This window comes from Allobaculum stercoricanis DSM 13633 (assembly GCF_000384195.1).
Lineage (GTDB): Bacteria > Bacillota_I > Bacilli_A > Erysipelotrichales > Erysipelotrichaceae > Allobaculum > Allobaculum stercoricanis.
The window spans coordinates 1,925,371-1,948,046 of sequence record NZ_KB913034.1; the positions used below are offsets into that span (position 1 = coordinate 1,925,371).

A 22,676-nucleotide genomic window follows, 5' to 3' on the forward strand; every position below is an offset into this window, starting at 1 on the left:
TCTATTATTCTTTATTTATAAATTATTGTGGTTGTTTACCGATGTATGCCAAGATACCACCATCTACATAAAGCACGTGGCCATTGACAAAGTTAGAAGCATCACTTGCCAAGAACACAGCTGGACCCATTAAGTCTGCTGCTTCACCCCAACGAGCTGCTGGTGTTTTTGCGATAATAAATTGGTCAAATGGATGACGAGAACCATCAGCCTGTCTTTCACGTAATGGTGCAGTCTGAGGAGTAGCGATGTATCCTGGGCCAATTCCGTTACATTGGATATTGTATTCACCATATTCGCTGGCAATGTTTTTCGTTAACATTTTTAAGCCACCTTTTGCTGCTGCATAGGCACTTACTGTTTCACGTCCAAGTTCACTCATCATTGAGCAGATGTTGATGATTTTTCCGTGACCTTTTTTGATCATTCCAGGAATGACTGCTTTAGACACGATGAATGGACCATTTAAGTCAATGTCGATCACTTGTCTGAAGTCTTTTGCGCTCATTTCTAACATTGGAATACGTTTGATAATTCCAGCGTTGTTAACCAAAATATCAACTGTTCCAACTTCTTCTTCGATTTTTTTCACAGTTGCTTGAACTGCATCTTCATCAGTTACGTCGCAAACATAACCGTGTGCTTCGATACCAGCTTCTTTGTAAGCTTCAAGACCACGATTGACTAAATCTTGGTTAATATCGTTGAAGACGATTTTTGCACCAGCGCTTGCGAATGCAGAAGCGATCGCAAAACCGATTCCATAAGAAGCTCCAGTTACGAAAGCAACTTTTCCATTTAATTGGAAGTTATTCATATCAAACATTTTCGATTCTCCTTTTTATCTTTGAACACGGCCGCTGGCATCGCCATTAGCCAATGCTTCTACTTCTTCTGTGCTTACTAAGTTGAAATCCCCATTGATCGTATGTTTTAAAGCACTTGCGGCAACCGCAAACTCTAAAGCTTCGCCCATAGTATCTTTTGTTAATAAGCCATGAATTAATCCACCAGAGAAACTATCCCCACCGCCAACACGGTCGATAATTGGATTAATTTCATAACGTTTTGATTCATAGAATTCTTTTCCGTCATAAATTAATGCTTTCCAACCGTTGTAAGTTGCACTGTAGGATTCTCGTAATGTGGAACATACAATTTCAAAACCGAATTCTTCTTTCATCTGTTTGAAGATTTCGTAATAACCAGATGCGTTTGTTTCACCTTGTTCAACATTTGCTTTTGGTTCAAAGCCAAGGCAAAGTTTTGCATCTTCTTCGTTACCAATGCAGACATCTACGTATTGCATTAACTGTTTCATCACCGCTTGGGCCTGTTCTGGTGTCCAAAGTTTTTTACGATAGTTCAAATCGCAAGATACTTTTACGCCATGTTTTTTGGCCGCTTTACAAGCTGCTTCTGTTAATTTTGCTGCTTCAGCGCTCAATGCTGGCGTAATCCCGGAGAAATGGAACCAGTCTGCACCTGCCATGATGGCATCAAAATCAAATTCATCGGCAGTTGCTTTAGCAATTGCGCTATCTGCACGGTCATAAATGACTTTAGATGGACGCATAGATGCGCCAGTTTCTAAATAGTAGATTCCGACACGATCGCCACCGCGCAAAATATAGTCAGTGTGAACACCATACTTACGTAAGGCATTTACTGCGCTTTGACCAATTTCATGAGTTGGCAGTTTGCTGACAAAGTAAGCATCATGTCCATAGTTTGCTAATGAAACGGCAACATTTGCTTCTCCACCACCGTAAACAACATCAAAGCTGTCACTTTGCACGAAACGTGTATTTCCTGGTGTGGAAAGGCGTAACATAATTTCGCCAAGAGTAATAATTTTCATCTTAGACCTCCATCTTTACGTCTGGATTAATCAAATGAATGCCAAATCCAGCGACTTCTTTATCGAGATAAACGAAATTGATGAGGTGTGTTTTTTTGTTGCGAGTGATTGTTTCCTCGATTCCGTGAACACCGATTTTTTCTAAGTGATAAAGAGCGCGTTCAGGATATGGTGTGTAAATTCCAATATGTCCATGTTTACCACGGCCAGGTTGATTTAAAAGTTCAAAGCCAACACCAGCGAAGTGGGATTTTGGTTTAGGATAATAAGTGAAGTTAAACATGTTGCATAACGCATCCGCAGTCTGTTTTGCTTCTTCGCATGAATCGTGATTGATTCCAATATGAATCAATTTATAATCCAACATCGTTTTCACTGCTTTTTTAGCGAGCGCTTCAATGCCTTCCCAATCTTTTGCTTGAACAAGATTATCTGGCAACATAAAGCTTCCACCAATTGCAAGTACAGAAGGTAAAGCCAAATAGTCATGCATGTTGTTTAAGCCAATTCCACCAGTTGGTAAGAATTTAACGTGTTGATAAGGTGCGCTGAGATCTTTGATCTTTTTCGCTCCTCCGCTACTTTCTGCTGGGAAGAACTTCACTGTAGTCAATCCATAGCTCAGTGCTGTTTCCAGCTCACTTGCACTGGAAATTCCAGGTAAAACAGGAACGTCATGTTCTACACACCATTTCACAACTTCATGATTGAAACCTGGAGTCACAATATAAGAGGCTCCCGCTTCTACTGCACGTTTTGCTTGATCGACGGACAATACAGTCCCTGCACCAAGTAACATGTCTGGAAGTTGTTTATGAATTTCAGAAATTGCATATTCTGCATGTTCACTTCTGAAGGTGATTTCTGCAGTATCGATGCCACCTTTATACAAAGCGTTAGCTAAAGGAAGAGCATCTTCTGCGTTCGTGATCTTAACGACTGGAACAAGGCCAATCTTTGAGATTCGTTCAATACAATTGCTCATAGAAACCTGCTTTCTAGTTGCATATAGGGATAATAGATACGCGTGTATGCATGCGTGTATATACAGACTTATGTATTTACACACGTTTATCCCCGATGCGGGTGTCTGGTGAAAACAGCTTGCTCTACGAGTCTTGGTAAACCAGTTCACTAACGACTTTATCTAGGTAAACCGGTTTTGTCAATCAAGATTTAAAAATTTGAAAATTATTTTTGTTCTCATAAAAAACCCATAATTTTCTCAAATTTTTTCATAAATACCGGTTGACACCCCATATCCTACCGAGTAACATGGTGATTGTCTGGTGAACCGGTTTACTCTAATTGCTTTTTTGGAGGTTCCGAATGATTCGAAAAGTTACAGTTGAAGAAATACAAAAAAAAGACGAGTTCCTCGCTACTCCGGAACTCACAAAAGAAGAATTAACAAAAGCATTTGAAGAATGTTTGAAACAAATCGATCTGAACATGGAGTACTTCAAAGATAAGTTCCCTTATTCAGCAACGAAACAAAACAAATATCCAATCATCGAAAACATTGAATGGACAGATGGTTTCTGGACAGGAATGTTATGGCTGGCATATGAATACACAAAAGATGAAAAATACAGAGAATTAGCCGAAAAGAACGTGGATAGCTTCTTACATCGTGTAGAAAATCGCATTGAGTTAGATCACCATGATCTTGGCTTCCTTTATTCTTTATCTTGTGTAAGCGCTTATAAGATCACTGGCAGCGAAAAAGCAAAACGTGCTGCGCTTCTTGCAGCAGATAAGCTGATGGAACGATGGCAAGAAAAGGGCGAATTTTTACAAGCCTGGGGGCCTAAAGATAGTCCTGAACACTATCGATTCATCATCGATTGCATGTTAAACATCCCTTTGCTCTATTGGGCAAGTCAGATGACCAACGATCCAAAATACGAAACAGTGGCGAAAAAGCACTTCGAAACAAGCTGCAAATATGTCATCCGTGATGATGCAAGTGCTTTCCATACCTTCTATATGGATCCTTTAACTGGAGAGCCTAGCCATGGCGCAACTCGTCAAGGATATAACGATGACAGTTCATGGGCTCGTGGACAGGCTTGGGGAATCTATGGAATTCCACTTAATATTCGCTATACAGGGCAAACGGAATATATCGATCTATACAAAGGAATGACAAATTATTTCTTAAATCGATTACCTCAAGATAACGTTTGCTACTGGGATTTGATTTTCAATGATGGTTCTGGACAATCTAAGGACTCTAGTGCTGCCGCTGCTGCTGTTTGTGGCATGTTAGAAGCTGATCCATTCTTAGCTGATAACGATCCTGATAAGGTGGTTTATCACAAAGCTTGTGCTAACATTCTCCGTTCTTTAATGAACAATTACACAAGTACAGAACACGAACCTGGAAATCCAATTTTATATCATGGTGTTTATTCTTGGCACAGTGGAAAAGGTGTAGATGAAGGAAACATTTGGGGCGATTATTACTACATGGAAGCAATTTATCGCCAATTAAAACAATGGAATTCTTACTGGTAGAGAGAGAATAAGAGGAGTTGAAAAAATGAGCACACCAAATATCGTAATGACACGAATCGATGAACGCTTAGTTCATGGTCAAGGCCAATTATGGGTTAAATCTTTAGGTGTAAATACCGTTATCGTCGCAAACGACGAAGCAAGTAAAGATGCAATGGCGCAAACATTAATGAAAACAGTTATCCCAAAAACTGTTGCTATGCGCTTTTACCCTGTTCAAAAAGTAATTGACATTATTGGCAAAGCAAATCCTGCACAAACAATTTTCATCATCATTAAAGACTGCAAAGACGCACTCCGTTTAGTTGAAGGCGGCGTACCGATCACAAAAATCAACATCGGAAACATTCACAACTGTGAAGGAAAAGAAAAAGTTACACGTTCCATCTTCCTTGGCGAAGAAGATAAAGCTGCATTACGTAAAATGGTTAATGAATACAATGTTGAATTCAATACCCAAACAACTCCTAGCGGTGGAGATGGAAGCGTCTTAGTAGACATCAGAGAATATATTTAAGGTTAAAACAGAGGAAATATCATGCAAGAAATCACATTCATCCAGGCCGTATTGATCGGTCTGTGGACCGCGTTTTGTTACTCCGGTATGTTATGGGGTATCTTTACAAACCGCGCAATCGTTTTAAGTTTCGGTGTCGGCCTTGTTTTAGGCGACTTACAAACAGCATTACAATGCGGCGCAATTGCCGAATTAGCCTTCATGGGCTTTGGTGTTGGTGCCGGAGGAACTGTACCACCAAACCCAATTGGTCCTGGTATCATCGGTACATTAATGGCTATCACTATGCCTGAAGTTACTCCAGAAAGTGCATTATCTTTATCTATCCCATTTGCTGTTGCAATTCAGTTCTTACAAACAGCAATTTACACAGTACGCGCTGGTGCTCCAGAAAGTGCTGCTAACGCATTAGCAAAACACAACTTCTCTAAATTTAGATTACACGCAAACTTAACAGTTGTTTTATTCGCACTTGTTGGTTTCGCCCTTGGTTTCTTAGGTGCATTCAGCATGGAAACTTTAAACATGTTAGTCACTTTAATTCCTGACTGGCTGTTAAAAGGCTTAACTGTTGCTGGTGGTATGTTACCTGCAATCGGTTTCGCTATGATCATGAGCGTTATGCTTAAAAAAGAATTTATTCCATTCGCATTACTTGGCTACATCTTAGCTGCATTCTTCGGCTTACCTGTAATCGGTATCGCATTAGTCGGTGCAGTATTTGCGCTTAAACATTATTTCGACACAGAAAATGCTCCTTTAGCAACAGCTCAAGCGGCAGTACAGGAGGAAGAACAAGATGACTGGATCTAATAAATTAACAAAAAGAGATTATACAAAAACGACTCTCCGTGCATATTTTCTACAAAACGGATTTAACTACAGTAACTACCAAGGTTTAGGTTATGCATTAGTTCTTTATCCTGCATTGAAAAAGCTGTATGGCGACAATCCAGAACGTTTAGCAAAAGAATTAAACGACAACTGCGAATTCTATAACACAAACCCTAACTTCTTACCATTCATCACATCTATCCACTTAGCAATGGCAGATAGTGGTATGGAATACGAAGAAATTCGTGGTATTAAAATGGCATTGATGGGCCCTCTTGCTGGTATCGGTGACTCCTTATCCCAGTTCTGTATCGCTCCATTATTCTCTACAATCTTCGCTTCTTTAGCGATGGATGGCATTGCCATTGCTCCACTGCTGTTCTTATTATTTGAAAACATCACTCTGTTAACAATTAAATTAATTACAGGTGCTTACGGTCGTAAACTTGGTACAAGCATGATCGACAAACTCTCTGAAAAAATGGGTGTTATTTCCGATGCTGCTAGTATGATCGGTGTTACAGTTATCGCTGGTCTAGCGGCTACATTCGTTAAAATGAAAGTCGCAATCACTTTCGCAGCTGGTGAAGCAGTAGAAGGTGTAACTCAATCTACAGTAAACTTACAAGCTATGTTAGATAAAGTTGCTCCTGCTTTATTACCTGTTTTATATACAGTTTTGATGTACTACCTGATTAAGAAAAAAGGTATGACAACATACAAATTAGTATTAATCACTGTAGTTTTAGGTATTGCTTTAAGTTTCTTCGGTATCTTAGCTTAGCCTAAATTTGATTCAACGATTTTAAATCAATGATTTTAAAGAGGAATATGAGACTGAAGAAATCAGAATTCATATTCCTCTTTTTATTCCTGATTCAATTGGAGAACCCCATGACTGAATATTCAAAGACAAACTTACTCAAACTTGCACAAGATAAACAATACGCAAAAATGGGCGCTCATCTTTCCTTAGAGGATCAACAACTGATTTTAACGAAAGCCCAACAATTAAAAGAAAACATTTTTACTTTCGACAAACCTTGGGATATGGAACGTTGCACGACTCCATACCAGCTCGAAACACTCGATTTCAATGCGCAAAAAAATGATGACGAAGAATGGTGTTTCATGCTCAATCGCATGGATTATTTAAATTACCTCATTCTCGCTGACATCATTGAACAAGACCATACAAATGCTAACCAAGCAAAACGATTCATCCTTGAATGGATCAATCAACACCCCAGCATTCAACCTGAACCAAGTACAAGAACTTTAGATACAGGTATTCGTTTAATGAATATCTTTGAATGCTTACCTTACTTATATGCTGAGCATATTATTGATGATGATCAACTTGAAATGATCGTTAGCAATATGCAAGCCCAGCTACAATATTTAAAACATCAATTCCTCAATCGTTACATCACCAGCAACTGGGGTAGCATTCAAACTTGCGCAATCGTTTCTATTCTTCCTTACTTTGATGAAGACTACGAACAAAACCCACTATTTATTTGGGCCTATAAAGAAATGATCAGACAATTCAATGTCCAAGTCTATGATGATGGTATGCATTGGGAACAATCCACGATGTATCATATCGAAGTTTTAAACTACGGCATGAAAGCTCTTCATTACTTATCCCCATTTAAAGAAGATCTCGATACAAGCTTTAAAAACAACGTTTTTGCGCTCGCAAAGGCTGTGTTCTTACAAGCTACACCTTCTTTTGAAATCGAAACATTTGGTGATACAGACCGCTGCAACATTCAAGATGTCATGACTCGTGCTGCCGCCTTATTTAAAAACAAAGAATTCAAATGGATGGGATTTCCTTCCTTTGATCTCGAAAGTCTGTACACACTCGGTGTTACACAGCTTGAACAATATTTAGACCTCGAAGCTTGTAAACCTGTTGAACTCTATTTTGATGGGAATTCAAGTGGAATGTATTGCGTTCGCAATAACTGGTCAAACAATGCCAACTTTACGATGTTTACGAATGGTTCACTCGGAAGTGGACATGGACATAGTGACAACCTTCATGTCTCCATCTATCATCAAGGAAAGCCTATCCTAATTGATTGCGGACGATTAACTTATCGTGAAGATCATCCAATGCGTGTATTCTTGAAATCAATGAAAGCACACAACAGCGTGATTGTTGATGATCACGAATACTGTACACCTTGTGATAGTTGGGGCTATTCGAATTTTGGCACCCCTTTAAAAAGTTATGTCAACCACAAGGATGGAATTCATTACTATGAAGGAACAATTTTAGGCAACCACCCTTTATCGGCATGGACAAGAAAAATGATCGCTATTGATCAAGGAATCTGGGTCATCGTAGATACAATGCATCAAGATGGCCACCACGCACTCACATCTAGATTCCATCTTGACCCAAGTGTGAACTATCAAGATCAACACGTTGGAACTTTAAAATTCTATACCCAAGAATCTGTACACATTGAACAAGGTGTATGCTCTCTTCGCTACAACGAACCTTTAAATCATGAAATAATCTGTGTAGAAAAAGAATTTACAGATCGCACAAATCTGCTCTATTCGTTCTATGATGAAAAAATCCAGATTGAACCAGCGCAAGTATTCCAAGACCAAGCTGAAGCAGATGAGAACATTGCCTTCGCAAAGAAATTTGTACTTTCAGAATCAGAAAGTTTCACCGTCGTGATATTCAATCAGGAAGTCTACAAAGGCAAAAAAATTCTATTTTCCCAAGATGTACCTTTCCATGCCAAAGCGGTTGTCATTCATGAACACAATGGAGAGAAAGAACTCGTTCGTCTAAGGACATAAACATGAGTTTATGTTAAAATCAGTCGACAAGGAGATTTATATGAGCAACCAAAAAATTACGATTCGTGAGATAGCAGAAAGAGCCAACACTTCTAAAACAACTGTTTCTTTTTATTTAAATGGAAAGACAGATAAAATGTCTGAAGAAACAAAAGAGAGAATTGCGAAAGTCATCGAAGAAACCAATTACCGCCCAAGTGTCGCAGCCCGCTTGTTGAACGCCAAACAAACCAAGCTCATCGGTGTCATTATTGGGGATATCACCAATGCCTTTGCCAATCAAATCGTCAAAGGAATTGAAGACATCGCTCGCGAAAAACGTTATCAATTAATTGTAGGAAATAGTAACTATGATCTTGAAAACGAAAAAGCTTATGTGAATCGTATGTTGGAAATGGGTGTCGACGGATTTATTGTCCAACCTTCAAGCGGTTTTCATGAATTACTCACCAAAATCAAAGCCGAAAAAAAATCGATCGTATTTATTGACTCACAAGTCTCGATGGATCGAGAAAAATGGGTAAAAACCAATAACTACGAAGCGGTTCTTGATACCATCAATCAATTAATCAACGAGGATTATGATGAATATATTATGATCACCGCCGATCCGAGCATCTTAAGTACTCGTTTGGAGAGAACCACCGGTTTTGAACACGCCTTAGGTGTTCGTGAAAAAACAGGAACAACACTCGTCGTTGATGGAGATATCACGAGTGATGAGATTTTGAACTTGCTCAACAGCAAGTTGAAATTTGGCAGTCGAACTTTAATCTTTGTGGCAAACTGCTTCTTGCTTCCACGCGTGTATATCGCACTCAAAAACTATCACAACTTAATGCCAGAAACATTGGGTCTTATTGGTTTTGATAATACGGAATGGAGCGATTTCTCCTCTCCAACCGTTACAACGATCGTCCAGCCCGCTTATGACGAAGGAAACCGAGCTGCTTGTTTATTAATCGATACAATTGAAGGATTAAACCAAGAGCTCCCTAACCAAATTTTGAAATGTAATGTCCAATGGCGCGAATCCACATTACATACTAAACAATAAAACAAACCACTAATTGTTTTATCCATATTATCTGTAACAAGAGGTTGACTATGAAAAATGCGTTTTTACTCATCGGCATACTAATTATCATTCAAATCGTATTCACTGTGATTTACCAAGTCTTTCGCAACAAAAAAGAAAATCAGTTGATCACAGCTCTTCAAAGCAGCAACTTTGATGAATTAGATCGTCTTCTTCAAGCAAGATCAACAAAAATTTTCATTGGTGAATACAATCGTGAATATCTGCACTTAAATGCCTTGATGATGCAAGAAAAGAAAAAAGAAATCAATGCTACTTTTGACAAATTAATCCCAATGGCGAGAAACAAAAAATCGAAATTCGATATTTTAAATAAAGCCTTCTCCTATTATGTCTTTGCAGAAGATCGAGCACATTGTGACAAGCTTTTAAAAGAAATTGAAAAGCTCGACAACAAATCATTTCTTGATTCTTGCAAAATGAAATACGATATCTTCATTTTGAAAAAAACAAACCACATCACTGAACTTGAGCAAAACTTTGATTCATTGCCACTTCTTAAAAAATTGAATAATAGTGTTTTGTTAAGTGAGCAATATAAAAACGCAGGAAACCCTACCAAAGCAAAATACTATGAAAATTTATCAAAATCCTTAATCGAAGTAAAAAAATAAAAGACGCACTCCACACAAAAACCCACAAACTTCTGAATTTGAAATTTGTGGGTTTTTCTTTTCTAGTTGATCTGTTTTCTTCAGTCAGATTGATTTTGACTCTAAGTAAAACTGTGTGGGATTTATCTTTTTGTTCTAAAAATTAAATCTCTTTTTTCGCAAAAGAAAAGAGATTTCTTTAAATTTGTAATAGCCTCAAAACAACTTAAGGAAGTCTCCTTAAGTTACTGCCATTGTAAGAACATATGCCAGATTTTATTTTCTCATTTGTTCCTTTCGTTCAGAGATCATTTTTTTAAACATTTCAACTGCTTCAGGTGTTTGATGATCAAAAAACAAACTTGTATTCGTGTCTAATTCACTAATAACTTTCATATCTTGTTCAGATAATTGAAAGTCAAAAATTTCAAAATTTTCTCTCATTCTTTCGATATGTGTTGATTTTGCAAGAGCCACTATGTCCCTTTGCATAAGCCAACGTAAAATCACTTGTGCTACAGACTTATGATATTTTTCTCCTATTGCCTTAAGGACAGGATTTGAAAACATATCATTCTTGCCCTCTCCAAAAGGCGCCCATGCTTCCATTTGTACATTTCTTTTTATCATGTTCTCTTGTGCAGTGATTTGTTGGTGAAATGGATTAGTTTCCACTTGATTCACTTGAGGTGGTATATCATTAAATGCAACCATATCTGCTAATCTATCAGGATAAAAATTACTTACCCCAATTGCTCGGATTTTCCCTTCGTTATATAGATCCTCTAAAGCTCTGTATGCACCATAATAATCGGAAAAAGGCTGATGCAGTAACACCAAATCAAGATAGTCTGTTTTTAATTTTTTCATTGAGTCTAAAACTGACTGTTTTGTTTTTTCATATCCATAATTGTCAATCCACACTTTTGTAGTAATAAAGAGTTCTTTTCGTGGAACGCCACATTTTTGAATAGCATTTCCCACTTCTTCCTCATTAAAATAGGATTGAGCTGTATCGATATGACGATAACCAACTTGAATTGCGTCAAGCACACAACGTTCACAATCTTCTTTCGGGATTTGGAAAACACCAAATCCCAATTTTGGCATTTTCGTTCCATTGCTCAAAGTTACATATTCCATTTTTTATATCTCCTTGCACTGTTTCTTCTCATTGAAGTACAATGACATTATCAAACTCGGTAGTAACTACCGGTCAATACTTTTTTTAGGAGAGAAATAATGTATTCAATGAAGGATGTATGTAAATTAACAGGTATGAAATACGAAACTCTAAAATATTACTGTAACGAAGGGTTAGTCCCTAACGTAAAGCGAAACGATAATAATTACAGAGTTTTTGATGAAAAGGATGTTGCCTGGATCGAAAGTTTATCCTGCTTAAAAAGATGTGGTATGGGTATTGCAGAAATGAAGGAATATGTTGATTTGTGTTTAGAAGGCAAAAATTCTATTCCAAAACGCAAAATTATATTAGATCAAAAAAAGAAATCACTAGAAGAAAAATTGCAAGAAGTACAAGAATGTATTGAATATATCAATTCAAAACAACAATTCTATGACGATGTCTTATCAGGTAAAATTAAGTATAAAAGTAATTTAATCCTCATAGATAAAGATTGATTTTAAAATATCCCACCTCTTTTTCTCGCTAATTAACCAAAATAGAAAATCCTTCAAATACTTAAAGGATATCAAAAAGATGCGCGAATATTGGGCATTTTAAACGGCAATAATTGGTCATTTACATTAGCATTAACACCTAATCTTTGAGGCTAAAAATACACTTTGAACAGAGTGACTTACTCTGCGATAAACATCCTTCCAAATGGAGTTATATTGAACTACTATTAAACTCATACAACATACGTTGAAATCAAAAAAAGTCTGCTCATATTCTACTTACAGAATAGTGACAGACTTTTTTATATTCTATTTTAATAAATCGACAAAATAAGGATCATTTGTTAGATCAGAGATCTGTTTAATACCTTTCTTTTCCACATTCGTTCCAAATCCATATTCAGCCCAAATAAAGTCAATCCCCGCTTCTTTTGCGGCAGCTTGATCGCCAAACGTATCGCCAACATAACAAGCACTTTCCAAGTTATGCTCTTGAATCACACGTAGAATGGATTGTCCTTTTGATGTCAGTGTTTGTCCATAACATAAATGGGCTTGAATCACATCATCCAAACCAGATGCGATTAAGAAATCTTCGATATAACCACACTGACAATTGGATACGATACCTAACCAGTGATCTTTTGCTAAGTTTCTTAATGTTTCAATGACGCCATCATATACACATGATTCACATCCTGAAGATAAATCTTCGACTTCCTTCTCTTCTACAATCTTCATGAATCGTTTACCAGGCTCTTCTGGCATATTTGGTAAGTAAGCTAAACGGAATGCATCCATTGTCTTACCCACTAAAGGAGATAAGTTCTCTAACGTTACTGGGCGTCCATGACCATTGGCCTCAAACGTGTTATTCCAGCTTTCTGTAATTGCTTCTCGGGTATCCCATAGCGTTCCATCTAAATCAAATAAAATAGGTCGTTTTGTTTTCATAGCTTCAGTTTATTCATTCCCTCTTGAACGTGCAAGTTTAATATTTCCGTTAATCTTTCAAAAATGAAGAACAGGCGCTATTAATATCTATTCACTCATTTCAGAAAAAGCGTGCTATAATATTTATGTTCATGATTTTTTGTTCGTTTTTCAGTCATTTAGTCATTTTTTTACCTTTTACCTTTAACTTTTATAACCTTTTATTGACTGAAAAACCATAACTGAAAAGCTCCCAATCTTCGGACTGGGAGCTTTTCTTATGCTCTAAACAAATAGGTATAATGTTTATCTAACCAAAAAAAACTGCCTTGATATGAGGCAGTTTTTCTTTGTCCAGCGGCTTCCTATTTTCGCATTCACTATCGTCGGCGCTAGATGGCTTAACTTCTGAGTTCGAAATGGGATCAGGTGTGACCCATCCGCTATCGCCACTGTACTATTGAATTGTTCCATCGATCTTTCAAAAACGAAGACCAGTATTTACATAACTGTTACAGTTACCTTTTTTCTTATACTCTCGAATCTTAGATGAAGCTTTCGACCGATTAGTACTGGTCAACTCCATGAATCACTTCACTTCCATTCCCAGCCTATCACCTTATCGTCTTTAAGGGGTCTTATTTACCGCAGATCTTATCTTGGGGTTGGTTTCGCACTTAGATGCTTTCAGCGCTTATCCATTCCCTACTTAGCTACCCGGCTATGCCATTGGCATGACAACCGATGCACCAGTGGTAGGTCCATCCCGGTCCTCTCGTACTAAGGACAGCTCCCCTCAGATCTCCTTCGCCCACAACAGATAGGGACCGAACTGTCTCACGACGTTCTGAACCCAGCTCGCGTACCGCTTTAATGGGCGGACAGCCCAACCCTTGGAACCGAATCCAGCTCCAGGATGCGATGAGCCGACATCGAGGTGCCAAACCCCGCCGTCGATGTGAACTCTTGGGCGGGATCAGCCTGTTATCCCCAGGGTAGCTTTTATCCGTTGAGCGACGGCCCTTCCATTCGGCACCGCCGGATCACTAATCCCGACTTTCGTCCCTGCTCCACTTGTCGGTGTCGCAGTCAAGCGCGCTTCTGCATTTACACTCTTTGTCTGGTTTCCATCCAGACTGAACGCACCTTTGGGCGCCTCCGTTACTCTTTAGGAGGCGACCGCCCCAGTCAAACTGCCCACCTGGCACTGTCTGTGACTTTCGTCTACGTTAGGGGTTCAAATCATCAAGGGCGGTATCCCAACGGCGGCTCCTTAGAAACTAGCGTTCCTATCTCTTTGCCTCCCGCCTATCCTGTACATGATCATCCAAAACCCAATACCAGGCTGCAGTAAAGCTCCATGGGGTCTTTCCGTCTAGTTGCGGGTAACCTGCATTTTCACAGGTACTAAGATTTCACCGAGTCTGCTGCCGAGACAGCGCCCAAATCGTTTCACCTTTCGTGCGGGTCAGAACTTACCTGACAAGGAATTTCGCTACCTTAGGACCGTTATAGTTACGGCCGCCGTTCACTGGGGCTTCGGACCACTGCTTTGTCTTGCGACGAACAGATCCCCTTAACCTTCCAGCACCGGGCAGGTGTCACCCCATATACTTCGCCTTACGGCTTTGCATAGAGCTGTGTTTTAGTTAAACAGTCGCTTGGGCCTTTTCACTGCGGCTCTCTCGAGCGCCCCTTCTTGCGAACGTACGGGGCCATTTTGCCGAGTTCCTTGGCAACAGTTCTCTCGCTCACCTTCGTATTCTCTACGTGCCCACCTGTGTCGGTTTTGGTACGGGCCGCAATAAAGTTAACGCTAGAAGCTTTTCTTGAAAGCCGCTCCATGTGCTTCACTACTTTCCGAAGATTTCGTTTACCGTTCACGCTCTGTACATCTTGATCCGGATTTGCCTAGATCTGTACTGCTTCGCTTCGCCCCCAATCCATTAAGGGGGTCACACTTCCCGTCTTTGTCACTCCATCGCCTTTATCACGGGTACAGGAATCTTCGCCTGTTTTCCATCTGCTTCGCCTCTCGGCTATGCATTAGGTCCCGACTAACCCAGGGCGGACGAACCTTCCCCTGGAATCCTTGGGCTTTCGGTGTGCAGGATTCCCACCTGCATCTCGCTACTCACACCGGCATTCTCACTTCCATATCCTCCACAGACTCTCACGATCCTGCTTCAATGAATATGCAACGCTCCCCTACCACTTAATATCTAATTAAATCCGCGGCTTCGGCAGATGACTTAGCCCCGGTACATTTTCGGCGCAGAGCCACTCGACTAGTGAGCTATTACGCACTCTTTCAAGGATGGCTGCTTCTAAGCCAACCTCCTAGTTGTCCGTGCATCTCCACATCCTTTTCCACTGAGTCATCATTTTGGGGCCTTAGCCGGCGGTCTGGGCTGTTTCCCTCTTGAGCATGGACCTTATCACCCACGCTCTGACTGCCAACTATTGACTGACGGCATTCGCAGTTTGATTCCATTCAGTACCCCGGGATGGGGCCATCATGAATTCAGTGCTCTACCTCCGCCAGCTTTCCATTAACGCTAGCCCTAAAGCTATTTCGGGGAGAACCAGCTATCTCCGAGTTCGATTGGAATTTCTCCGCTAGCCACAGGTCATCCGCTAACTTTTCAACGGTAGTCGGTTCGGTCCTCCACAAAGTTTCACCTTTGCTTCAACCTGCCCATGGCTAGATCACCCGGTTTCGGGTCTACTTCTGTCTACTCTATTCGCCCTATTCAGACTCGCTTTCGCTTCGGCTTCGCATTTTCCTGCTTAACCTCGCATCCAAAAGTAACTCGCCGGTTCATTCTACAAAAGGCACGCCATCACCCTTTGACGGGCTCTGACTTCTTGTAGGCATACGGTTTCAGGTTCTCTTTCACTCCGCTTGCGCGGTTCTTTTCACCTTTCCCTCACGGTACTTCTTCACTATCGCTCACTCTTACTTATTTAGCCTTGGCGGATGGTCCCGCCTGCTTCCGACAAGATTTCTCGTGTCTCGTCGTACTCAGGAGACGCTAACGACTCAGTTCGCTTACCTATACGGGAATTTCACCCTCTTTGTCTGTGCTTTCCATCACATTCTAGTTCACTTACCTTTTGTATCTCGCGTTCCTACAACCCCGTATTTCTACGGTTTGGGCTCTTTCCCTTTCGCTCGCCGCTACTCGGAAAATCACTTTTGTTTTCTTTTCCTCCAGCTACTTAGATGTTTCAGTTCACCGGGTTGTTCTCCATACAAGTATGGATGACTGGACTTGACTCCAGCCGGGTTCCCCCATTCGGATATTCATGGATCGGCGCTTTTTTGACAGCTCCCCATGACTTTTCGCAGTCTAATACGTCCTTCTTCATTCAAGAGTGGCAAGGCATCCTCCGTACGCCCTTCCTTGCTTGATCTAATTTCAAAATATGCTTGTTTCGAGATTGTTTTTTACACTATAAGAACTGTTTACTGTTTTTCTGACTTGGTTTATCTTTTCTGATTACCTTCGTAATGTTTTCTACAACTTACGTCAGACCTTCTGTTATGTCTTATACTGATCATTCGTTTTTCAAAGATCGATGGTTGATGATCAAGGTCTCCCTCTCTCACCTTGGAAGATCACTCTTCCAAAACTCAATGACAAACTCACTTAACTCTTCCCTTGTACTTTCTCCTTAGAAAGGAGGTGATCCATCCCCACGTTCCCGTAGGGATACCTTGTTACGACTTAACCCCAGTCATCGGTCCCGCCTTCGACGACTCACTCCCTTACGGGTTATGCCATCGGCTTCGGGCGTTACCGGCTTCCATGGTTTGACGGGCGGTGTGTACAAGGCCCGGGAACGTATTCACCGCGGCATGCTGATCCGCGATTACTAGCGATTCCAACTTCATGAAGTCGAGTTGCAGACTTCAATCCGAACTGGGACATCTTTTCTCGGATTGGCTTGCCTTCACAGGTTCGCTTCCGTCTGTAGATGCCATTGTAGTACGTGTGTAGCCCAGGCCATAAGGGGCATGATGATTTGACGTCATCCCCGCCTTCCTCCGGTTTGTCACCGGCAGTCTGATGTGAGTCCTCAACTGAATGGTAGTAACACATCACGAGGGTTGCGCTCGTTGCCAGACTTAACTGAACATCTCACGACACGAGCTGACGACAACCATGCACCACCTGTCACCGAGATAACCTCTAACATATCTCTATGTCTTTGCTCGGGATGTCAAGGCCTGGTAAGGTTCTTCGCGTTGCTTCGAATTAAACCACATACTCCACCGCTTGTGCGGGCCCCCGTCAATTCCTTTGAGTTTCACACTTGCGTGCATACTCCCCAGGCGGAGGAGTCATTGCGTTAGCTTCGGCACCGAGGTACTACCCCCGACACCTGCTCCTCATCGTTTAGGGCGTGGACTACTAGGGTATCTAATCCTATTTGCTCCCCACGCTTTCGTGCCTGAGCGTCAGTTACAGGCCAGGCGGCCGCCTTCGCCACTGGTGTTCTTCCACATCTCTACGCATTTTACCGCTACACGTGGAGTTCCACCGCCCTCTCCTGTCCTCGAGCATACCAGTTTCCAAAGCCTGTACAGGTTGAGCCCGTACCTTTCACTTCAGACTTGATATGCCGCCTGCGCACCCTTTACGCCCAATCATTCCGGATAACGCTCGCCACCTACGTATTACCGCGGCTGCTGGCACGTAGTTAGCCGTGACTTTCTGGCGAGGTACCATCAAAAGAGAATCATTCCCTCTTCTCTTCCTTTTTCCCTCGCAACAGAGCTTTACGATCCGAAGACCTTCTTCACCCACGCGGCATTGCTCGTTCAGGCTTGCGCCCATTGACGAAAATTCCCTACTGCTGCCTCCCGTAGGAGTCTGGGCCGTGTCTCAGTCCCAGTGTGGCCGATCGCCCTCTCAGGCCGGCTATGCATCATCGCCTTGGTGAGCTGTTACCTCACCAACTAGCTAATGCACCGCAGATCCATCCATCCCCTAAGCCAAAGCTTATTTCAAAAATTTAAGATGCCTTAAATCTTCCTATGGGGTTTTAGACTTCGTTTCCAAAGCGTATCCCCCGGGTATGGGCAGGTTATCTACGTGTTACTCACCCGTTCGCCACTAGCTACCGAAGTAGCTCGTTCGACTTGCATGTATTAGGCATGCCGCCAGCGTTCATCCTGAGCCAGGATCAAACTCTCCATTTGATATTGACTCAAACGCATTTGCGTTTATTTATTTCGTGAAATGATATATTGAAGTATATTAAGTGTTTTTGTTCAGAATCGACGTTGTATAATTTTTATCGAATTTGAATTGTCTGTCATTGAGTTTTCAAAGAGCCATCTGTTTTCAACCGGCTACCCGGTCAAAAAGCTTGTTTACTATACCGCTTGAGATTTGGATTGTCAACTCGAAATTTGAATTTCTTTATTTCGTGTTGTTTTCCAAGTCTTTGTCGGTGCCCTCACTTGCTTGCCGCTCGGTGAGTGCTCGACTATTCAACCACATATCCCATCTCTTTGCAAGCCTATTTTTTAAAAAAATTTCACTTTTATTTGTGCCTGCTTTACCTATCGTGTTTTTTCGGATTATTTTTTTCAGATTTTATTCATACTGAATTATATACTTCTCTTTGTGAGTTATTTATTCTTCGTTTTGATCTTCTTTTTTTGTTGATTTTTCTATTTTTCTTCTTTGCAAAAAAATCTCTGAATTTCTACTTTTAAAAATTCAGAGACTGTTTCAACTATTTTTTAAGCTTTCTGTTTTGAGAATTGTTCAAGACGTTGTGATTGTCTAAAAGTAAATCCTTCACCGTGAACTTTATGTACATCACTTACCGCTATAAATGCGACTGGATCTATTTGTGTGATCTTCGCTTCGATCTCTGGGTATTCTTTTTGATCAATGATACACATCAATATCACTTTTTCATCTTGAGTGTATCCGCCAAAACCTTTCCAATAGGTTAAACCACGATCCACTTCATTTAATATATATTCACGAATTTCATTCCATTTGTCTGAAATCACCATAAGTTCTTTGCGATGTGAAGCGTTAATCATCATTGTTTGATTAATCGTATACCCACAAACATAGACAGAGATCATTCCTACTAACGCTGGCGCTAAACCATAAGTAAAGATTCCTAGAATTACGGTCAAGCCATCGACAATTGTCACGGCATCACCTTCTTTTATTTTGAAATACTTATGGATTAACAAGGCTAAAATATCCATACCGCCGGTGCTCGCATTCGCATAGAATACAAGTCCTAAGCCTATCCCCACTAAAATCCCGGCATAAATTGAAGCAAGATAGTCTGGCATCACAAAGAAATCAGTTGGAAATAAGCTGTATACATAATTCAAACCAAATACAAAGATTGGATAAAACACAGTTGCCGCAAACGATTTAATCGCAAACTGTTTTCCAAGACAGAAATATCCTAATACAAATAGACTGACGACTAAAATATTAGACGTCCAGATCGGATCGACATGGATCAAAGGTTGCAAAGCTACTGCAACCCCTGCTGTTCCCCCAGTCAAAATTTGATTTGGGAAAATTAAAAATGTAATGGCACATGCCTCGATAAAAACTCCAAAGGCAATCACCAAAAGAGTTTTTATAGATGTTTGTTTTTTTAAATCACTCATAAATTTACCTTATTTCTTTTTCCTACCTATCTTATTTCAATTTTTTGTGTTTTTCAAAGTTAGATAAAAGCAGTCTATTGTCACGAATTGTTGATCTTTAAAATCAATTCCACTCAAAATTTGAATAAACAATTGATTTTTCGATGGTTTTTAGGGATGGATCTCACCATTCCATTTTTGTTCAAATTCGTTTGGATAAATTAAATAAACAGTGAAATAATTAAATCATTAAACGTGATGTTATTTCCTAGTTTTTAAAACATCCTAGAAAGATAAAATATGAACCACTCAAAAGATCCTCGTCCTTTAAAACGTTCTGAACGGATTTTAGCTAAGAAAAAGAAACGCAAACGCCATCTATATGCCTTAGTTATTCTCAGTTGCGTATTGGTGGCATGTCTTTTGGGGGCCGGTTGGTTTTGGATTCAATCGAGAAACGTTTCTCCATCCAAACCTCAAACAAACTCTCCCGTTGCTTCTTCTACAGTGGACTCTCAACTAGACCATCCTACATCTTATCCCCAAATAATGAATTCCTCTTCTTTTACGTTTACCGGGGTTGGAGACAACTTATTACATGACACTATTTTCGTTTATCACGAACAAGATCACGGAAATCGTGACTTTACTCCGTTATACGAGACGACTATTCCTTATTTTCAAAATACAGATCTCGCATATTGTAATTTTGAAACGGTTTGTGCCGGAGATCAATTTGGTTTATCCGGTTATCCTTCCTTCAATGGCCCAACAGAAATGATGGATTCTTTAGTTTCTTCTGGATTCGATTGGTTTTCAATTTCCAGTAACCATTCATTAGATGCCGGAGCTGAAGGTTTAAAATATGAAAAAGCCTATATCCAACAACACTTCCCTGATATGAGTGCAACTGGCGCTTATTCCAGCTATGAAGATGCCCAACAACCTGTCGTTCGTGAAATCAACGGCATCCGGGTTGGTCTTTGTGGATTTACATACGGCTTAAATGGTTATACTGTTCCGCAAGGAATGGAGTGGTTAATTGATGTGTATCGAAACGTCGATGATACAATCAACTATAAGTTAATTGACAAAAAACTAGATGCCATCAATGCATTAAGTGATGTCCAAATTGTTGCGATGCATTGGGGAGATGAGTATCATAATGAACCTAATGAAGAACAACGTACTTTAGCACAGTATCTTCATTCAAAAGGGGTTGAAGTGATCATTGGTACCCATCCTCATGTGATTCAGCCTGTTGAATTCATTGAATCTTCAGACCAAACAACTTTAGTTTATTATTCACTTGGAAATTTTATCTCTGCTCAAGATTCTAATGTCACAATGGTTGGCGGTATGGCAAATTTCAGATTAAACTATGATTTCAACAAACAAAAAGCGTCCTTCAGTGAGATTCAAATAATTCCTACTATCACTTGGATTTCTCCAGATTTACGCCAATATCGAACAACAACTATTCATGAATACAACGATGATTTAGCTGCCAATCATTTTGTGAGTGCCCAAGGCATGGACATTTCAAAAGCTTGGGTGCAACAATACGTTTCATCCATTATTCAAGGGGATGAGCGAATTCAAGTTGTTCTTGAATAGCAGTTGCCTAAACATCATTCATTTTAAAGAGAGGCTAAAATATGAATTTTTTACAAGAAAGAATTGAAAAAGACGGGCGTGTCTTAAGCGAAAGAGTTTTAAAAGTCGATCATTTTTTGAATCATATCGTCGATCCTGCCTTAATGGATCAAATCGGTAAAGCTTTTTCAAATTACTTTAAAGACGAAAAGCCAACTAAAGTTTTAACCATTGAATCTGGAGGGATTGCTCCAGCATTCATGACTGCACTCTATTTAAATGTTCCTCTCGTTTATGCAAAAAAAGCATTACCTTCTACGATGGATCATCCAATCAGTACTGAAGTTTATTCATTTACCAAACAAAAAACGTACACCATTTGTATGGAACAAGAGGCCATTGCCCCTGGTGATCGCGTATTATTTATCGACGACTTTTTAGCCGATGGCCAAGCATTTAAAGGGGTTGAAGATTTAATTACCCAAAGCAATGCCATTTTATGTGGCTGTGGCTTCTGTATTGAAAAATCGTTCCAAAAAGGACGTTCTTATTTATTAGAAAAAGGATATCCATTCTATTCTCTTGCCCCTATTCAAAAAATGGTGGATGGCAAGATTTATTGGTTAGAAGATTAATCCAACAAATAAAAGACGACAAGTTCTTCACATCTTTAATGTGTTCTTGTCGTCTTTTTTATAAGTTGAGTTTTATTGAAAATATTCCGGGAATGTTTCTTCTATCCATTTTCCGATTCCATCGTGGTTATTGTCATCCACAACAATATCAGCAGCAGATTTTACTTCGTCCACCGCATTGCCCATCGCAATTTTAATTTCTGCTTTTTTAAACATCGGCAAATCGTTTTGTGCATCGCCAATCGCGACAATTTGTTCTTTAGCATAACCTAACGACTCAATTGCAGCACCTTTATTGGTATCTTTTGCGGTATATTCAAAATAGAAAGGGGCTGTGAACATACAATCCAAGCGATCTTTAAATGGAGCTTCCATTTCTTGATAATGCTCTTGTAAATAAACATCACTTCCGGCACTCAAAATCTTAGATGGTGAAAAATTGACTGATTGTGTAAGATTGTGACTTTCTTTTAATAAAAAGCCATTACTATGTGCTTCATAATCAATAATATTCATCGTCTTGCCTTTACACGTAATTTCATTTTGATAGACATTATTGACTAACATATAATCGCCATCTTCAATCATAGGATACACGTCAAATTGTTTTAAATGCTCCAAGACTTCTTTGGCAAGTTCTGTAGGAATTGCATGTTCAAAGCGAACCGTTCGAGAGGGTAGAATTTCCGCTCTAGCACCATTGCTTGAAATTAAAATTCCGTTATACTCATCCATCTTCAGCTGCTTTGCGAGCTGAATCAATCCTTTATACGGTCTGCCGGATGCTAAGGCAAGACAAATTCCATGTTCTTCTAAGCGAATGAGCGCTTCTTTTGTTTTTGGTGTTAATTGTCTTTGACTATTCACGAGTGTGCCATCGATATCCATCACAATTAAACGAATGTCTTTTACATTCATATTTGTCACTCCCTCTCTTTAAGTTTTTTTTCGTAAGCTCATTTTGCCACGGCA

Annotated in this window: 17 protein-coding genes and 3 rRNA genes; 10 read left to right on the forward strand and 10 right to left on the reverse strand. The window is 39.9% G+C overall.

From position 1 onward, the window contains the following. Window positions 1-22: 22 nt before the first annotated feature. The 3 genes from ALLST_RS0108980 to ALLST_RS0108990 are packed head-to-tail and all read right to left on the reverse strand — an operon-like array spanning window position 23 to window position 2,846. The gene (locus tag ALLST_RS0108980; protein WP_019893856.1) at window positions 23-826 is read right to left on the reverse strand and encodes a gluconate 5-dehydrogenase; all 804 of its coding nucleotides are present in this window, start codon (window positions 824-826) and stop codon (window positions 23-25) included. A 15-nt stretch (window positions 827-841) separates the two neighbouring features. Beyond that, window positions 842-1,861, reverse strand: coding sequence for a sugar kinase (locus ALLST_RS0108985; RefSeq protein WP_019893857.1), 1,020 nt, complete (start codon window positions 1,859-1,861; stop codon window positions 842-844). 1 nt (window position 1,862) lies between these two features. After that, the gene (locus tag ALLST_RS0108990; RefSeq protein ID WP_019893858.1) at window positions 1,863-2,846 is read right to left on the reverse strand and encodes a bifunctional 4-hydroxy-2-oxoglutarate aldolase/2-dehydro-3-deoxy-phosphogluconate aldolase; all 984 of its coding nucleotides are present in this window, start codon (window positions 2,844-2,846) and stop codon (window positions 1,863-1,865) included. Window positions 2,847-3,190: 344 nt separating this feature from the next. Here ALLST_RS0108990 and ALLST_RS0108995 point away from each other — a divergent pair, with 344 nt between their 5' ends. The 7 genes from ALLST_RS0108995 (at window position 3,191) to ALLST_RS0109025 (ending at window position 10,274) form a co-directional block, all read left to right on the forward strand. Beyond that, window positions 3,191-4,381: a glycoside hydrolase family 88 protein gene (locus ALLST_RS0108995; RefSeq protein WP_019893859.1), complete on the forward strand. Its 1,191-nt coding sequence runs from the start codon at window positions 3,191-3,193 to the stop codon at window positions 4,379-4,381. A gap of 25 nt (window positions 4,382-4,406) precedes the next feature. Further along, a complete protein-coding gene (locus ALLST_RS0109000; protein WP_019893860.1) occupies window positions 4,407-4,898 on the forward strand; it encodes a PTS sugar transporter subunit IIB in 492 nt (163 codons plus the stop codon). A gap of 21 nt (window positions 4,899-4,919) precedes the next feature. Beyond that, entirely contained in the window at window positions 4,920-5,711 is a 792-nt protein-coding gene (locus ALLST_RS0109005; protein ID WP_019893861.1) for a PTS mannose/fructose/sorbose/N-acetylgalactosamine transporter subunit IIC, read from the forward strand. After that, the gene (locus ALLST_RS0109010) at window positions 5,698-6,516 is read left to right on the forward strand and encodes a PTS system mannose/fructose/sorbose family transporter subunit IID (RefSeq protein ID WP_019893862.1); all 819 of its coding nucleotides are present in this window, start codon (window positions 5,698-5,700) and stop codon (window positions 6,514-6,516) included. Before ALLST_RS0109005 ends, ALLST_RS0109010 begins: the two co-directional genes overlap by 14 nt. 110 nt (window positions 6,517-6,626) lie before the next feature. Continuing rightward, a complete protein-coding gene (locus ALLST_RS0109015; protein WP_019893863.1) occupies window positions 6,627-8,561 on the forward strand; it encodes an alginate lyase family protein in 1,935 nt (644 codons plus the stop codon). A gap of 40 nt (window positions 8,562-8,601) precedes the next feature. Then, the gene (locus tag ALLST_RS0109020) at window positions 8,602-9,618 is read left to right on the forward strand and encodes a LacI family DNA-binding transcriptional regulator (protein WP_019893864.1); all 1,017 of its coding nucleotides are present in this window, start codon (window positions 8,602-8,604) and stop codon (window positions 9,616-9,618) included. A 50-nt stretch (window positions 9,619-9,668) separates the two neighbouring features. Next, entirely contained in the window at window positions 9,669-10,274 is a 606-nt protein-coding gene (locus tag ALLST_RS0109025) for a hypothetical protein (RefSeq protein ID WP_019893865.1), read from the forward strand. A gap of 255 nt (window positions 10,275-10,529) precedes the next feature. Here the strand turns inward: ALLST_RS0109025 and ALLST_RS0109030 are convergent, their stop codons facing one another. After that, window positions 10,530-11,396 (reverse strand): aldo/keto reductase, encoded by an 867-nt coding sequence (locus tag ALLST_RS0109030; protein WP_019893867.1) that lies wholly within the window; start codon window positions 11,394-11,396, stop codon window positions 10,530-10,532. Between the two features lie 99 nt (window positions 11,397-11,495). Between ALLST_RS0109030 and ALLST_RS0109035 the strand changes: the two genes are divergently transcribed. Further along, the gene (locus ALLST_RS0109035; RefSeq protein WP_019893868.1) at window positions 11,496-11,897 is read left to right on the forward strand and encodes a MerR family transcriptional regulator; all 402 of its coding nucleotides are present in this window, start codon (window positions 11,496-11,498) and stop codon (window positions 11,895-11,897) included. A gap of 309 nt (window positions 11,898-12,206) precedes the next feature. Here the strand turns inward: ALLST_RS0109035 and ALLST_RS10645 are convergent, their stop codons facing one another. The 5 genes from ALLST_RS10645 to ALLST_RS0109060 form a co-directional block, all read right to left on the reverse strand. Beyond that, window positions 12,207-12,851 carry an HAD family hydrolase gene (locus ALLST_RS10645; RefSeq protein WP_019893869.1) on the reverse strand — a complete coding sequence of 215 codons (645 nt, stop codon included), beginning with the start codon at window positions 12,849-12,851 and terminating at the stop codon, window positions 12,207-12,209. Window positions 12,852-13,182: 331 nt separating this feature from the next. Next, window positions 13,183-13,287, reverse strand: a 5S ribosomal RNA gene (gene rrf / locus ALLST_RS0109045). Window positions 13,288-13,376: 89 nt separating this feature from the next. After that, window positions 13,377-16,247: ribosomal RNA gene (locus ALLST_RS0109050) — 23S ribosomal RNA — on the reverse strand. A 265-nt stretch (window positions 16,248-16,512) separates the two neighbouring features. Further along, window positions 16,513-18,039, reverse strand: a 16S ribosomal RNA gene (locus ALLST_RS0109055). The 16S, 23S and 5S rRNA genes sit together here, the layout of an rRNA operon. A 549-nt stretch (window positions 18,040-18,588) precedes the next feature. Next, entirely contained in the window at window positions 18,589-19,494 is a 906-nt protein-coding gene (locus ALLST_RS0109060) for a YitT family protein (RefSeq protein WP_019893870.1), read from the reverse strand. 279 nt (window positions 19,495-19,773) lie between these two features. On the opposite strand from ALLST_RS0109060, the gene ALLST_RS10650 reads away from it, so the two are divergent. Both ALLST_RS10650 and ALLST_RS0109070 read left to right on the forward strand, forming a co-directional pair. Beyond that, the gene (locus ALLST_RS10650; protein ID WP_019893872.1) at window positions 19,774-21,090 is read left to right on the forward strand and encodes a CapA family protein; all 1,317 of its coding nucleotides are present in this window, start codon (window positions 19,774-19,776) and stop codon (window positions 21,088-21,090) included. A gap of 41 nt (window positions 21,091-21,131) precedes the next feature. After that, on the forward strand, window positions 21,132-21,704 hold the full coding sequence (locus ALLST_RS0109070) for a xanthine phosphoribosyltransferase (RefSeq protein WP_019893874.1): 573 nt from the start codon (window positions 21,132-21,134) through the stop codon (window positions 21,702-21,704). A 72-nt stretch (window positions 21,705-21,776) separates the two neighbouring features. On the opposite strand, the gene ALLST_RS0109075 is transcribed toward ALLST_RS0109070, so the two are convergent. Next, window positions 21,777-22,622 (reverse strand): Cof-type HAD-IIB family hydrolase, encoded by an 846-nt coding sequence (locus ALLST_RS0109075; protein ID WP_019893875.1) that lies wholly within the window; start codon window positions 22,620-22,622, stop codon window positions 21,777-21,779. Window positions 22,623-22,676 lie beyond the last annotated feature (54 nt).